The sequence below is a fragment of the Aquicoccus sp. genome (assembly GCF_041686535.1).
Taxonomy (GTDB): Bacteria; Pseudomonadota; Alphaproteobacteria; order Rhodobacterales; family Rhodobacteraceae; genus Aquicoccus.
In genome coordinates this window covers 1-13,995 of the sequence record NZ_JAWLDS010000033.1, presented here as the reverse complement: position 1 = coordinate 13,995, position 13,995 = coordinate 1, and the positions used below count along the sequence as shown (strand labels likewise).

At 63.3% G+C, this 13,995-nt stretch carries 12 protein-coding genes; 6 read left to right on the top strand and 6 right to left on the bottom strand.

Annotated features, from left to right (window positions below; translation table 11 throughout):
* Positions 1 to 41: 41 nt before the first annotated feature.
* The 6 genes from ACESL9_RS09080 to miaA all read right to left on the bottom strand — a co-directional run bounded on the left by ACESL9_RS09080 (position 42) and on the right by miaA (position 8,985).
* Positions 42 to 2,138, bottom strand: a complete 2,097-nt coding sequence (locus tag ACESL9_RS09080; protein ID WP_372612576.1) for a dipeptide ABC transporter ATP-binding protein — start codon at positions 2,136 to 2,138, stop codon at positions 42 to 44.
* Positions 2,139 to 2,272: 134 nt separating this feature from the next.
* The gene (locus tag ACESL9_RS09075; RefSeq protein WP_372612659.1) at positions 2,273 to 3,427 is read right to left on the bottom strand and encodes an ABC transporter permease; all 1,155 of its coding nucleotides are present in this window, start codon (positions 3,425 to 3,427) and stop codon (positions 2,273 to 2,275) included.
* A gap of 560 nt (positions 3,428 to 3,987) precedes the next feature.
* Positions 3,988 to 5,073: an ABC transporter permease gene (locus ACESL9_RS09070; RefSeq protein WP_372612574.1), complete on the bottom strand. Its 1,086-nt coding sequence runs from the start codon at positions 5,071 to 5,073 to the stop codon at positions 3,988 to 3,990.
* Positions 5,074 to 5,183: 110 nt separating this feature from the next.
* Positions 5,184 to 6,848 (bottom strand): ABC transporter substrate-binding protein, encoded by a 1,665-nt coding sequence (locus tag ACESL9_RS09065; protein WP_372612572.1) that lies wholly within the window; start codon positions 6,846 to 6,848, stop codon positions 5,184 to 5,186.
* A gap of 312 nt (positions 6,849 to 7,160) precedes the next feature.
* A complete protein-coding gene (locus tag ACESL9_RS09060; protein WP_372674741.1) occupies positions 7,161 to 7,973 on the bottom strand; it encodes a helix-turn-helix transcriptional regulator in 813 nt (270 codons plus the stop codon).
* A 103-nt stretch (positions 7,974 to 8,076) separates the two neighbouring features.
* Positions 8,077 to 8,985: a tRNA (adenosine(37)-N6)-dimethylallyltransferase MiaA gene (gene miaA / locus ACESL9_RS09055; RefSeq protein WP_372612568.1), complete on the bottom strand. Its 909-nt coding sequence runs from the start codon at positions 8,983 to 8,985 to the stop codon at positions 8,077 to 8,079.
* Between the two features lie 116 nt (positions 8,986 to 9,101).
* Between miaA and pyrH the strand changes: the two genes are divergently transcribed.
* The 6 genes from pyrH to ACESL9_RS09025 form a co-directional block, all read left to right on the top strand.
* Positions 9,102 to 9,836: a UMP kinase gene (pyrH, locus tag ACESL9_RS09050; RefSeq protein WP_372612566.1), complete on the top strand. Its 735-nt coding sequence runs from the start codon at positions 9,102 to 9,104 to the stop codon at positions 9,834 to 9,836.
* Positions 9,837 to 9,941: 105 nt separating this feature from the next.
* Positions 9,942 to 10,511: a ribosome recycling factor gene (gene frr / locus ACESL9_RS09045; protein WP_372612564.1), complete on the top strand. Its 570-nt coding sequence runs from the start codon at positions 9,942 to 9,944 to the stop codon at positions 10,509 to 10,511.
* Between the two features lie 40 nt (positions 10,512 to 10,551).
* Positions 10,552 to 11,292 (top strand): polyprenyl diphosphate synthase, encoded by a 741-nt coding sequence (gene uppS / locus ACESL9_RS09040; protein WP_372612562.1) that lies wholly within the window; start codon positions 10,552 to 10,554, stop codon positions 11,290 to 11,292.
* The gene (locus tag ACESL9_RS09035) at positions 11,289 to 12,089 is read left to right on the top strand and encodes a phosphatidate cytidylyltransferase (protein WP_372612560.1); all 801 of its coding nucleotides are present in this window, start codon (positions 11,289 to 11,291) and stop codon (positions 12,087 to 12,089) included. The genes uppS and ACESL9_RS09035 overlap by 4 nt, the downstream gene beginning before the upstream one ends.
* Positions 12,086 to 13,258 carry a 1-deoxy-D-xylulose-5-phosphate reductoisomerase gene (gene dxr / locus ACESL9_RS09030; RefSeq protein WP_372612558.1) on the top strand — a complete coding sequence of 391 codons (1,173 nt, stop codon included), beginning with the start codon at positions 12,086 to 12,088 and terminating at the stop codon, positions 13,256 to 13,258. Before ACESL9_RS09035 ends, dxr begins: the two co-directional genes overlap by 4 nt.
* A gap of 61 nt (positions 13,259 to 13,319) precedes the next feature.
* Positions 13,320 to 13,995 (top strand): site-2 protease family protein (locus tag ACESL9_RS09025; RefSeq protein WP_372674740.1); only part of this gene is annotated, 676 nt, incomplete at its 3' end.

Here is a 13,995-nt window from a genome sequence, read left to right as displayed (position 1 = left end):
ATGGGCTGGATTGCGGCCCATGTTCTTTCCGGGTTGAAGACTTACTCGGCCGCCTCCTGTCCGAGCTTGATGACCGGTTCCATCGTTGCAAGCTCTTCATCCGAGAGATGGCATTTGATCTGATGACCGGGCTTTAGCTGGCGCACCGGGGGCACTTCCTTTTCGCAGAGATTTCCCGGCACCCGGGATTTCCAGCCGCAGCGCGTCTGGAACGGACAACCGCTGGGCGGATTCATCGCCGAGGGGATGTCACCTTCGAGCACGATATGTTTTTTCGTGACATGGGTGTCGGCGATCGGCACCGCCGAAAGCAGTGCCTCGGTATAGGGGTGGTAGGGGGGCGAGAACACCTCATCGGTGCTGCCCAGTTCGACCACATGTCCGAGATACATCACCATGACCCGATCCGAGAGATAGCGCACGATCGACAAGTCGTGCGAAATGAACAGGAGCGTTGTCTTCTCTTTGCGTTGAATTTCCATTAACAGGTCGGTCACCGCCGCCTGAACCGATACGTCAAGCGCAGAAACCGGTTCGTCTGCGACCACGATCCGGGCGCCGCCGGCAAAGGCGCGGGCGATGCCGACGCGCTGTTTCTGCCCCCCCGAGAGCTGGCGCGGCATGCGGTCGGCAAATTCACGCGGAAGTTTCACCAGATCCAGCAATTCGAGCATGCGCGTGCGCCGTTCGGCATCGTTCTTGCCGATGCCGAAGATATCGAGCGCGCGCATGATCTGGCTGCCCACGGTCATCGAGGGGTTGAGCGTGTCGAACGGGTTCTGGAAAACCATCTGGATGTCGGCGACTGTCTGGGTGTTGCGCTTTGCGATCGGGATCTGTTCGATGTTCTTGTCGTCGAGCAGGATCTCGCCCCCGGTCGCGGTTTCCAATCCCATGAGAACCTTGGCGAAAGTGGATTTGCCGCAGCCGGATTCCCCAACGATGGCAAGGGTTTCGCTCTCGCGGGCCTCGAAGCTGAGGGTTTCGTTGGCCTTGACCACGCGTTTTTCCCCACCACCAAAGAGGGCGTTGGCCGCGACTTCGTAATATTTCTTGAGATTGTCCATCTTCAGGACGACCCTGCCGATGTCTCCTTTGGTCTTGGTCTCGGCCAGGGTTATCGGCGCACTCCAGTCGATATCGCGGAAGCGCAGGCAGCGGGTTTCATGCTGCCCGTCGCCATCGACATCCTCCATGACGATGTCGTCCTTGTCACAGAGTCCGGCCTGGAAATAGTCGCAGCGGGGTCCGAAATTGCAGCCGGGCGGGCGTTCGTGGGGCAGCGGGAAATTGCCCGGGATCGCCACCAGCGGACGCGAGTTCTTATCCGCGCCGGGCAGCGGGATGGAGCGGAAAAGTGCTTGCGTATAAGGGTGTTGCATGTTGTTGAACACGGTTTCGATATCGCCGCGTTCGACCGCTTCGCCCGAATACATCACGCAAATCCGGTCGCAGGTTTCTAGCACCAGCCCGAGATTGTGCGAGATGAACAGCATCGAGGTGCCGTATTTCTGGCCCAGATCCTTGACCAGTTCGACGACCGCGGCCTCGACGGTGACGTCAAGCGCGGTCGTGGGTTCATCGAGGATCAGCAAGGAAGGCTTTGACATCAATGCCATGGCGATCACGATGCGCTGCTGCTGGCCGCCAGATAGCTGGTGGGGATAGCTGCGCAGGATGCGTTCGGGATCGGGCAGCTTGACGTCGGTGACGACTTCGAGGGCGCGCTGATAGGACTCGTGTTCGCTCAGGCCCTCGTGAATCATCGGCACTTCCATGAGTTGCCTGCCGATCCGCATGGCGGGGTTGAGGGAGGCCATAGGTTCTTGATAAATCATGGCAATTTCGTTGCCGCGCAAGTTGCGCAACTCGGCATCCGTAAGTGCGGCCATGTCGCGGCCCTTGAACTTCACCGAGCCGCCGACGATGCGGCCATTCTTGCCCAGATCGCGCATCACGCCAAGCGCGACCGTTGATTTGCCACAGCCGGATTCTCCAACAAGACCAACGGCTTCGCCGGGGGCCACCTTGACCGAGAAATCCATCACCGCGGGGATTTCGTGGAGCCGCGTGAAGAAGGAAATCGAGAGCTTGTCGATCTCGAGGATGGGGCCGTCGTAATCATGGATTTTCGACATTAACTATCTCCTTTCACGCCCGAATCGGGGGGGTGACATGCGTGCACCGCCCGGCTGACATCCGGCTGCCGCCGGATGCCGCCCTTGGCCGAGGGGCGTTCGTTACCGTGCCGTTCGCCTTGGTCATCACGGGGTCAATCCTTAAGCGATTCTTCACGCAGCCCGTCGGCCAGAAGGTTGAGGCCGAGCACGAGGCTCAGGAGCGCGAAGGCGGGTGGCAGGGCAGGGTGCGGATAGATCGACAGGAGCTTGCGCCCCTCGTTGATCGTGGTTCCCCAGTCGGGGCTTTCGGGTGGCAGGCCGAGGCCGAAGAAGCCAAGGGTCCCCAGAAGGATCGTGGTATAACCGATGCGCAGGCAGAAATCGACAATGAGCGGGCCGCGCGCATTGGGCAGGATTTCCCACAGCATGATATACCACGGCCGTTCGCCCCGGGTCTGGGCGGCGGCCACGTAGTCGCGCGTCTGGATGTCCATCACGAGGCCACGCACGATCCGGAAGACGGTAGGCGAGTTGACGAAGACCACCGCCACGAACACCACGAGGATACCAGGCGGGATATCGAAGAAATCGAGCGGCCAGAAGCGGATCTTGGAATGCGAGCCGCCATCGTTGATCGCCGCCGCGTAGAACAGGAAGAGCGGGATCAGGATCACCGCCATCCAGAAGATGTTCTTCTGTGGTTGGGTGCGGAATCGCGACTGGATCAGCACCCCCATGAACACCAGCGGAAAGAGAAAGAGCACGGTGGCCATGTATTGCGGCAGGCCCGTCTCAACGATTTCGGGGGTCACGAGCAGATAGAAGAGCAGGATCACCGGGAAGGCAAGGATCAGGTTGGCGAGGAAGGAAAGCGCGGTGTCGAGCTTGCCACTGTAGTATCCGGCCGGAAGCCCCAGCGTGATTCCCACCATGAAGGCGAAGAGCGTCGCCAGCGGGGCGATCTGGATCACGATGGTGCTGCCATAGACCATGCGCGAGAAGATGTCGCGCGCAAGATTGTCGCCGCCCAGCAGATAGACCGGGAATTCTTCGGGGGTGGCGCCCATCAGCGGCGTGCCCGGAATCTTGTTCTTCATGCCTGTCGCCTGGTCGAGCGAGGCATGGGTCGCGATCATGTCGAACACGCCGACGAAGAACGCGGTGAAGACCCAGAACATGACGAGGCCGAAACCGATCATCCCGATCACGCTATCGAAAAGCTTGCCATAAAGGCCAAGCCGCCGCTTGTAGCGGATGGACACGCCATAGAGCACTACGAGGGCAATCCAGACCGGGGTGAAGCGCATGATCACGTTGGCCAGTATGCCGAGGCTTTGCAGCCGCGAGATGCGGTCATGTTGGGCGATTTCCTCGGCGGAAGGCATGTCGGCGGCATCGAATGTGGCAAGCCACTCCTTGTGCGCGGCCCCCTGCCACAGCAGCGTGACGGCGAGCCAGAGCACCGCAACCGCGGCGATACCGTAGATGGCCCATTTGAACAGGATGCCCATGAAGGCGGCCGGGTTGTCGAAGAAGCTGTCAAGAAACCACGCCAGCATCGCGGCGAAGATTGCGAGCCCGGCCAGGGCGCCGAGCATCCAGCCCAGGGTCGAGAGTGGCATGGCGCCCCCTTCGGTCCCTGTCAGGCCGTTCAAAACATAGGTGAAACCCACCAGCAGCAGAAGCAGCACGGCGATGCCGTTGAAGAGCGAGAAACTCGCCCGTGGGGTGTTGTCGATGAAGGCCAGCAGCGCGGCGCAGAGGCCGCAGGTGATGGCGAGGGTCACGAGCACCAAGAGCAGCGGAGCGAAAGAGCTGCCATAGGCGCCAAACCAGGTAAGCGGTTCCATGTCTCGGCTCTCCTTCGTTATGACATGCGGATGCGTGGATTGAGGAACACGTAGCCGATATCCGAAATCAGCTGTGTGACCAGAACCACGAACACCGAGACGACCGAAACCGCCAGCAGCAGTTCGATGTCGTTATTGCTGGCGGCTTGCACCAGCGTCCAGCCGAAGCCCTTGTAGTTGAACAGGGTTTCGACAATGACCACGCCATTCAGGAGCCATGGCACCTGCAGCATGATGACGGTGAAGGGTGCGATGAGCGCGTTCCTGAGCGCGTGCTTCATCACGATGTTGCGGAACTTCACCCCCTTGAGCCGGGCCGTTCGGATATATTGCGCGGTCATGACCTCGGCCATCGAGGCGCGGGTCATGCGGGCGATGTATCCCATGCCGTAAAGCGCGATGGTCAGAACGGGCAGGAAGAAATTCTCGAAGGTGGCGTCTTCCATGGCGCCGGTGGCGGTGCCCTTGAAGGGGGCGTTGCCTGCGATCAGGCCCCATTCGTTCAGCAGGGGCCCGAGCCCATAGCGCGACGAGGCCAGCATGGCGATGAAGATCACGCCGGAGACGTATTCAGGGGTTGCCGTGGTGGAGATCGCGAAGGTGGAGAGCGTGCGGTCGGTACGCGAGCCTTCGCGCATTCCCGCCAGGACACCGATCAACAGCGCCGAGGGCACCATCAGCAGCATGACCCAGAACATGAGCTTGGCCGTAAGCCCGAGACGGGTCGATATGATTTCGCTCACCGGATCCTTGAACACGGTCGAAAAGCCCCAGTAGCCCTGGAGGACACCACAAAAGCGTGGAGCTTCGGCGGGATCGACGCCGGGCGGGATACAGCGCCCGACCTCCTGGCCGTCATCGTTCAGGGTGCGGGCCCCGGGCATGACGCCGATCCACTGCGCATATTTCAGTGGCAAGGGTTGCAGATATCCGTTTTCGGTAAGCCAGCTTTCGACCTGCGCATCGGTCATGCGCATGTTGCCTTCGGTTTTGGCCAGCTTTTCGAGATTGGGATAAAGGTTTGTCAGGAAAAAGACGACAAAAGTCAGACAGATCGCCGTCAGCAGCATCGTCATGACCCGCCGGAGAATGAAAAGCCCCATCGGTATCTCCCAGTTGTTTTCGGGGTCGTTCGCCCCTGTGCCGGTTCTGATCCGGCTTTATGAGGCGGGCGCATCGGTTGCGCCCGCCTGTCTTTGTTGTCGCCGTGCGATCAGGCCGCGAAGCCGATCTTGTAGAGATGGATCTCGTGCGACGGGTGTTTGGCGGAATTCACCAGCTTGCCGTTGTGGTGGTTGAAAAGCGACCGCCAATAGGGCTGGATGATGACGCCATCCTCGCGCAGCAGGCGCTCGATCTTCTCGATCACGACGCGGCGCTCATCGGCATCGGCGATGGCGTTGGCCTCGTTGATGAGCTGATCGAACTCGTCGCTGGAATAGGCCGCCTCGTTCCAGGCTTCGCCCGAGCGATAGGCCAGGGTCAGGATCTGGACATCGAGCGGACGGTGGTTCCACTGGGTCGCGCTGAACGGATACTCTGTCCACTTGTTCCAGAACGTGTTGCCCGGCAGCACCGTGCGCTCGACCTTGATACCCGCATCGCGCAGCTGTGCGGCGAGCGCGTCGCCGGTATTGCGCTGCCAGTCGTCATCGACGGTGATCAGCTCGTGCTCGAAATCCGCCATGCCGGCCTCTTCCATCAGTTCCTTGGCGCGGGCCGGGTCATGCTCTGGCATGCCGATATCGGCATAGGCCGGATGGATCGGGCAGACATGGTGGTTGGCCGCCACCTCGCCGCGGTTGGAATAGCCCAGTTCCAGAAGGAAGGAATTGTCGACCGCCATCGCCAGCGCCTGGCGCACGCGCTTGTCGGCATAGGGTTTGACACCGTCGACCTCGGCCTCCTGGTTGCCGCGGAACACCAGCGTGGCCGCTGTCACGGTCTCGGTCTTTTCCCAGCCGATCGCGTCCATTACGTCGATGAATTCACCGACGGTTTCATAGAACAGGTCCACCTCGTCGGCTTCGGCCGCGGCGACGAATGCCGAAGGGTCGGTGCCGTAGTCGATGAACTCGATCCGGTCCACGTAAGGTCCGCCATAGACCTCTGTGCCCCACCATTCGTGTTCGGTGTTGCGTTCGAGAACGCATTTGACGCCCACTTCCAGGTCGACCGGGACGTACGGGCCAGTGCCGATACCGTTGTCGAACGGGTCGCCGCCATCATAGCTCGAATGGGTGATCGCGGCCGGGTAGTCGGACATGTTGGCGATCACCGACACATCGGGCGACGAAAGGTTGAGAACGACCGTGTGTTCATCACGCACCTCGATCGCACCGTCGCGGGCCGTGCCGGTCTCTTCGTCGATCAGTCCGCCCATGCGGCTGGCCATCGAGTTGGCCTCGACCGACTTGTCGCACCAGCCGGTAATGTTGCGGGCCACGTCCTCGGCGGTGAAATCGTCGCCGTTGTTCCATTTGACGCCCTGGCGGACCTTGAGGGTGTATTCGGTAGCGTCCTCGTTGACTTCCCAGCTTTCGAGAAGCATCGGACGGAACGTCCCGTCGGCGTTATATTCGACCAGATATTCCAGAAAGCCGCGCGACTGGTTGCCGATCTCGGACCAGTCATAGGCGCGGGGATCCTTCATGCCCTTGATGGATTGCAGGATGCGCAGCGTGCCGCCTTGCTGGATATCGGCCTGTGCGCGCGCGGGTTGGGCAAGGCCGCCCATCGTGTAGGCCGCCGTCGCGGTCACGCCAAGCGCGGTGGTGCGGGCCAGGAATTCGCGGCGGTCGAGCTTGCCCGCCTTGAAGTCCTTGACATACGTCCATGCGGTCTTGTGAACGGGTTTTCCGTTTATGGTCTGGGTCATCTTGTTCTCCCTATGACGTTCGTTGTCGGTCTTCCTGGAAGGCATGTTCGCAATGCATAAAGAAACAGCTGCGGCATTCCCCCATTTTTGCCTCGACTATTTGCGCATGTTTCAGCCCCCGGCGTCAATCGCTGTGATCGCCATTTCCTGTAAAAATGCGACATCCGACTATCAAAAAAGCGACATCACCCGGCAGGGCAGGGTGTTGTGAGCGTGGAATTTTCCGTGTTGGCAATGCGATGGCCGCGTCGTGCAATGCCCCCTTGCGGCGCGTGCGGCAAGGGGACGGGAGCGTTGCGGCCGGGGGCCGGGTCAGGGTTGCGAAACCTTGCGTGCGACGCTGCTCCCTGCGTCGCGCAGGCCGGACGGGGTCTTGCCGGTATGCTGTTGCACGAAGCGGGTGAAATAAGCCGGGCTGCCAAAGCCCAGGTGTTCGGAAATGCGGCCGACGGGGTGGTCGGTGTCGCACAGCAGGCTTCTGGCGGCGTGCAGGCTGCATTCGGTGAGGATGGCGGCGGCGCTCATCCCGGCAGTGGTGTTGAGGCAGCGGGTCAGGTGCGTGGGCGTGATATCCAGCTTCTCGGCATAGGCGGCCATGGGTTTCCCGCTGCGGAAGTCGCGGACCACGAGATCGGTGAAGGCGGCGGCGATGCGGGCCTCGGCGCTGGCCGCGGCGGATTCGGGCGCGTCGACGAGCGCGCGTTTGAGCCAGATGGTTATGAGCGTCGCATGGGCGCGAAGCGCCGCGGCATGGAGATCGCCCCCGCCGGATTGTTCGCGCTGCATCGCCTCGACCAGCGCGGTCAGTTCCTGCTGCGCGTGCACATCGCGCAGGCGCAGGTGGTGGTTGCGCTCGGGCAGTGGCACGCCGGAATCGGGCGGCACCACCATGGCAAGGCCGAAACCTTGCGGCCCCGGATCGACGGAAAAGAGCGTGCCAGCAGGAATGAACAGCATGTTGTTTATGCCCATCCCCTTGCGCTGCCCCGCGACAATGGCGCGGCCCTGTCCGCGGGTGATCCAGATCAGCAGGTGGTCGTCGCGGAAGTGCTGAAGCCCAAGCCGCCACGGTGCCTTGCCCGAGAGGCTGGCGAGCGTGTCGATGCGGGGCGTGTCCTGTGTCATCGCGAGGTCTTTCGGGATGGGTGTGTGATGAATGGGTGACGCATGACCCCAAGGCGTAACCGCTTGTGCGAGATTGTTCCACGGGGCCGGTGTCGCGGTGGCCTCAGGCGGCGGGAACCTGCCGCCAGCTGCGCATCCGGGTGCGGAACCATGTGCGCTGGCGCTTGGCATACTGGCGGGTGGCGATGATGGCGGCGGCGCGGGCGTCGTCGAGTGTCAGTTCTGCGCGCAGGTGGGCGATCAGCTCGGCCGCGCCGATGGCGCGCGACGACGGGCGCGTGGCGTCCCATGCCGCAAGGTTCGCGCGGGCCTCGTCCAGCGCGCCCTCATCGAGCATTAGGTCGAACCGGGTCTCGATCCGTGGGGTGAGCCAATCCTTGGGCGCGTCGATCAAAAGGGCGGTGGCGCGTGTGAGTGGAAGGAGCGGCGGCGGCGTGTCGTCCTGCCATGCCGCCAGGCCGTGGCCGGTGCTGCGCTGGACCTCCCACGCGCGCTGCACCCGCATCGGGTTGCGCGTGTCGATGCGCGCGGCGGTCGCGGAATCGAGCTCTGCCAGCAGCGCCTCGCGGCCCTCGCGCGTCATGCGGTCGTCGGCCTCGGCGCGGATCGCGGAGGGCGTGGCGGGTATCTCGGCCAGGCCCTCGGTCAGCGCGGCAAAATAGAGACCGGTGCCGCCCACGATGATCGGTCGGGCGGTTTCAAGCAGGGGCGCAACGTCGCGCAGCCAGTGGCCGACGGAATAGTCGGCATCGCCCGGCACATGGCCATAGAGCGCGTGCGGGGCCCGGGCGAGGTCGTCATCGGAGGGTCGCGCGGTCAGCACCCGCCAGTTGGCGAAGACCTGAAGCGCGTCGGCATTGATGATGGTGCCGCCCTGCGCCTCGGCGATGGCGAGCGCAAGCGCGGATTTGCCGCTGGCCGTGGGGCCGGCGATGAGAACCGGGCGGTCGGGGGGAATGTCGGCAAGCACGTCCTCTGTGGCAGGCAGCAATGGGCTCTTGCACGCAGTCATGGGGGCTTTTCCTTGCTGATGGATCGAAATGAATAGCGGAGGGCGTTCACCGATTGCAACACCGGCGGAAACCCGTATTTTGCGCGCGAGACGAGGATTGCCCCGAAGGAGACCCCATGGACAAGGCCGATACGCCGCAACCCCGCTTCAACCGTGTCTTGCTCAAGATCTCGGGCGAGGCGCTGATGGGGGATCAGGGCTATGGGCTGCACCCGCCGACCGTGAGCCGAATCGCCCAGGAGGTCAAAGCGGTGCATGACATGGGGGTCGAGATCTGCATGGTGATTGGCGGCGGCAACATCTTTCGCGGCCTGCAAGGCAGCGCGCAGGGGATGGAGCGCACCACCGCCGACTACATGGGGATGCTGGCCACGGTGATGAACGCGCTGGCGATGCAATCGGCACTTGAGGCGCAGGGCGCCTTTTGCCGGGTGATCACCGCGATCCGCATGGACGAGGTGGCCGAGCCTTACATTCGCCGCCGCGCGGTGCGCCACCTCGAGAAGAAACGGGTCTGCATTTTCGCCGCGGGCACCGGCAACCCCTATTTCACCACCGACACCGCCGCGGCCTTGCGCGCCAACGAAATGGCCTGCGAGGCGATCATCATGGGCAAGAACGGGGTGGACGGTGTCTATGACAAGGACCCGCGCGAACATCGCGACGCCATACGTTACGACAAGGTGTCGTTCGACGAGGTGCTGACACGCAATCTCAAGGTGATGGACGCGAGCGCGATTGCGCTGGCGCGGGACAACAACCTGCCGATCATCGTCTTTTCGCTCGACGAGCCGGGCGGATTCAGCGGAATCCTGGCGGGGCAGGGCACCTTTACCACGGTCGGCGGCTGAGCGCCGGCAAGGTTGGAGCGTCGTGCGGGTTGGTCTATACAAAGCCCGCCCACAGGGGATATAGCACGCAGAACCGAAATTGCCCGCGAGGGGAGTGAAGAGCAGATGGCCGACGAAGAATTCATTCTGGACACTGACGATCTGGAACGACGGATGCAGGGGGCGATGTCATCGCTGCGCACCGAGTTTGCGAGCCTGCGCACGGGCCGGGCCAGCGCCTCGATGCTCGAGCCGGTGACGGTCGAAGCCTATGGTCAGCAGACGCCGATCAACCAGGTCGGCACCGTGAACGTGCCCGAGCCGCGCATGGTGACGATCAATGTCTGGGACAAGTCGCTGGTACGGGCAGTGGAAAAGGCGATCATGAACTCGGGGCTGGGGATCAACCCGCAGACCAATGGCACGATCGTCATGCTGCCGATCCCGGAACTCAACGAGGAGCGGCGGCGTGACCTCACGCGGGTGGCGGCGCAGTATGCCGAACATGCGCGCGTGGCCATTCGCAACGTGCGCCGTGACGGGATGGACCAGATCAAGAAGGCCAAGTCGGACGGGCAATTGAGCGAGGATGACCAGAAATTCTGGGAAACCGAGGTCCAGGAGATGACTGACCGCTTCATCAAGGCGGTGGACGAGGCGCTCGAGAACAAGCAGGGCGAAATCATGCAGGTCTGACGTGACCTGTCGCCGGACCGCACTGCGGGAGGAGTGGGCGATGTCCCCCAAGGATCAGGGCACGGACGAGACCGGGCGGCGCGGCCCGCGCCATGTGGCGATCATCATGGATGGCAACGGGCGTTGGGCGCAGGCGCGCGGGCGGCCGCGCCTCTTCGGCCACCATGCCGGGGCCAAGCGGGTGCGCGAGATTGTCGAGGCCTGTCCCGATCTCGGGGTCGAATACCTGACGATCTTTGCCTTTTCGACCGAGAACTGGAAGCGCACGCAGGTCGAGGTGGCCGGGCTGATGAGCCTGTTTCGGCGCTATATCACGAAGGAGGCGCGCGCATTGCGCGACGAAGGCGTGCGGGTGCGGTTCATCGGCGACCGGGTGCGGCTCGATGACAAGCTGATCCGGCTGATGGATGAACTCGAAGAGATGACGGCCGGAAACGCCCGCGTGCATCTGACCATCGCGCTCAATTACGGTGGCCGCGACGAGGTGGCGCGCGCCACCAAGCGGCTGGCCCAGGATGTGGCGGACGGCCGGCTCGACCCGGCGAGCGTGGATGAAGAAACCCTGCCGAAATATCTGGATACCTTTGTCTTGCCCGATCCCGACCTCGTGATCCGAACGAGTGGAGAGGCGCGGATATCGAATTTCCTGCTGTGGCAGTCAGCCTATGCCGAATACGAATTCATCGATACGCTGTGGCCCGATTTCTCGCCGGATATCTTTGCCGGGCTGGTGCGCAGCTATGGTGCGCGCGACCGGCGCTTCGGCGGTGTGAAGGCATGAGCGGTGCGCCCAAACCGACGCCAGGCCCCGCGCAATGGGGGGATCTTCTGCCCCGGTTGCTTTCGGGCGTGGCCATGGTCGCGGTGGGGGCGGTGGCGATCTGGCTGGGGGGCGCGGTCTTCGAGGCGCTCGCCGTGGCCATTGCCGGGCTGATGACATGGGAGCTGGTGCGGATGATTCGCCCGCGCCATCGGCGCGCAGCTGTGCAGGAGGGCGCGCTGGCGGCTGTCGCGCTGGCGATCGCACTTTACGTCCCCGGCGGCGTGGCGGCGATCATCCTTGGGATCTTGCTCGTCGTCCTGGTGGGCCGGACAGGAGCACATCCGGTTCTGACCGCGGGATATGGCGCGGCAATCTTCCTGGGTGCCTATGGCCTGGTGATGTTGCGCAACGACGCAGGGCTGATCTGGACATTGTGGCTCGTCGCGGTGGTGGTGGTCACGGATGTGGCGGGCTATTTCGCGGGCCGGATCATCGGGGGGCCGAAGTTCTGGCCCCGTGTCAGCCCCAAGAAAACCTGGGCAGGCACGGTCGCGGGATGGATCGCGGCGGCGGCCCTGAGTGCATGGATGCAGTTTCAGTTCGGCCTGCCGGTATGGCTGATCGCTGCCGGGGTGGGGCTTTCGTTCGCCTCGCAGATGGGGGATGCGGCGGAAAGCGCGCTCAAGCGGCGGATGAAGGTCAAGGACAGTTCCAACCTCATACCAGGTCATGGCGGGGCCATGGACCGGTTCGACGCGATGATGGGCGCGGCGCTGGCGGTTGCGCTGAGCATGATACTTGCCGGGGTGGCATGAAACGGGTGTCTATCTTCGGGTCGACGGGGTCGATCGGGCAATCGACGATCGACCTGATCGCGCGGTCGCCGGAGGCGCATGACGTGGTGGCGCTGACCGGAGGGCGCAACATCGCGCGTCTGGCGCAGGACGCGATCCGGCTGGGCGCCGATCTCGCTGTGACGGCGCAGGACGATCTCCTGGACGATCTGCGTGCGGCGCTGGCGGGCAGCGGAGTCGAGGCCGCCGCGGGCGAGAGCGCACTGATCGAGGCTGCCGCGCGTCCGACCGATTGGGTCATGAGCGCCATCGTGGGCGCGGCGGGCCTGGCCCCGGGGCTCAAGGCGCTGGAGCAGGGCGGCACGCTGGCGCTGGCCAACAAGGAATCGCTGGTGACGGCGGGGCCGTTGCTCATGCAGACGGCGCGGGCGCAGGGCGCGACGGTTCTGCCGGTCGACAGCGAGCATTCGGCGATCTTTCAGGCGTTGGCGGGCGAGGATATGGCCGCGGTGGAACGTATCATCATCACCGCGTCGGGCGGGGCGTTCCGTGACTGGCCGCTGGCCGATCTGGAGCGCGCCACGGTGGAAGAGGCCAGCCGGCATCCCAACTGGGCGATGGGCCAGCGGATCACCATCGACAGTGCGTCCATGTTCAACAAGGCACTGGAAATAATCGAAACGCATGAGTTTTTCGGAATTGACCCGGAGCGGATAGAGGTGTTGGTGCACCCTGAATCGCTGGTCCATGCGCTGGTCGGGTTTCGCGACGGGGCGGTCATGGCGCATCTGGGCGTATCGGACATGCGCCATGCGATCGGCTATGCGCTGAACTGGCCCGCGCGCGAGGCGTTGCCGGTGGGCCGACTCGATCTGGCGGCGATCGGCCAGTTGAACTTCCGTCATCCGGACGAGGCGCGCTATCCCGCGCTCCGGCTCGCGCGCGAGGTGATGGCGCGCGGCGGACTTTCGGGGGCGGTGTTCAATGCCGCCAAGGAGGCGGCGCTGGACGGGTTCATCTCGGGGCGGATCGGCTTTACCGGCATGGCGGGCGTCGTCGAAACGGTCCTGGACCGGATAGGGTCAAACGAGGGCCTTATTGATGCCCGGATGAGCCTTGATAACATTCGTGCGGCAGACCACATGGCCCGTAGGCTTGCGGAGGAAGAAATGCGCGAACGGGTGACCTGAGGGAATTGTCGTTAGGCCACGTGGATTACGAAGATAACGAAAAGACAGGCAGGACAACGTTTTGGATATTTCCCTGATTCCGCAATTTGGCGGTTTTGTCATGACCGTGATCGCCTTTGTGGTGGCGCTCTCGGTGATCGTGGCGGTGCATGAATATGGCCATTACATCGTCGGGCGCTGGTCGGGCATCAAGGCCGAGGTGTTCTCGCTCGGATTCGGGCCGGTGCTTTGGTCGCGTCATGACCAGCACGGCACGAAATGGCAGATCGCGGCGCTTCCGTTCGGCGGATATGTCAAGTTCCTCGGAGATTCGAATGCCGCATCCGCCAAGGATGAAGATGTGGTTTATGGCCTCTCGGACGAGGAGGCGCGCCATTCGATGCACGGCGCGCCGCTCTGGGCGCGTTCGGCGACGGTCGCGGCGGGACCGATTTTCAACTTCATCCTGTCGATTCTCGTCTTTGCGGGGGTGGTTCTATGGCAGGGGCAGGTCTCCGAGCCGCTGACTGTCGGCAGCTTCCATGACATGCCAGGCGAAATGCAGCAGGAGCTGCGCGAGGGAGACGAGGTGATCGCGATTGGCGGGGTGCAGGTTCCTGCATTCGAGGACCGCGCGGCGTTTCGTGATTTCGGCGACTCGGTGCCTGTCGAACCGGTCCTGGATTATGACATACGCCGGGAGGCACGCGAGATGCGGGTGCGCGGGCCCTATCCCTATCCGCCGATGGTCAGGCAAC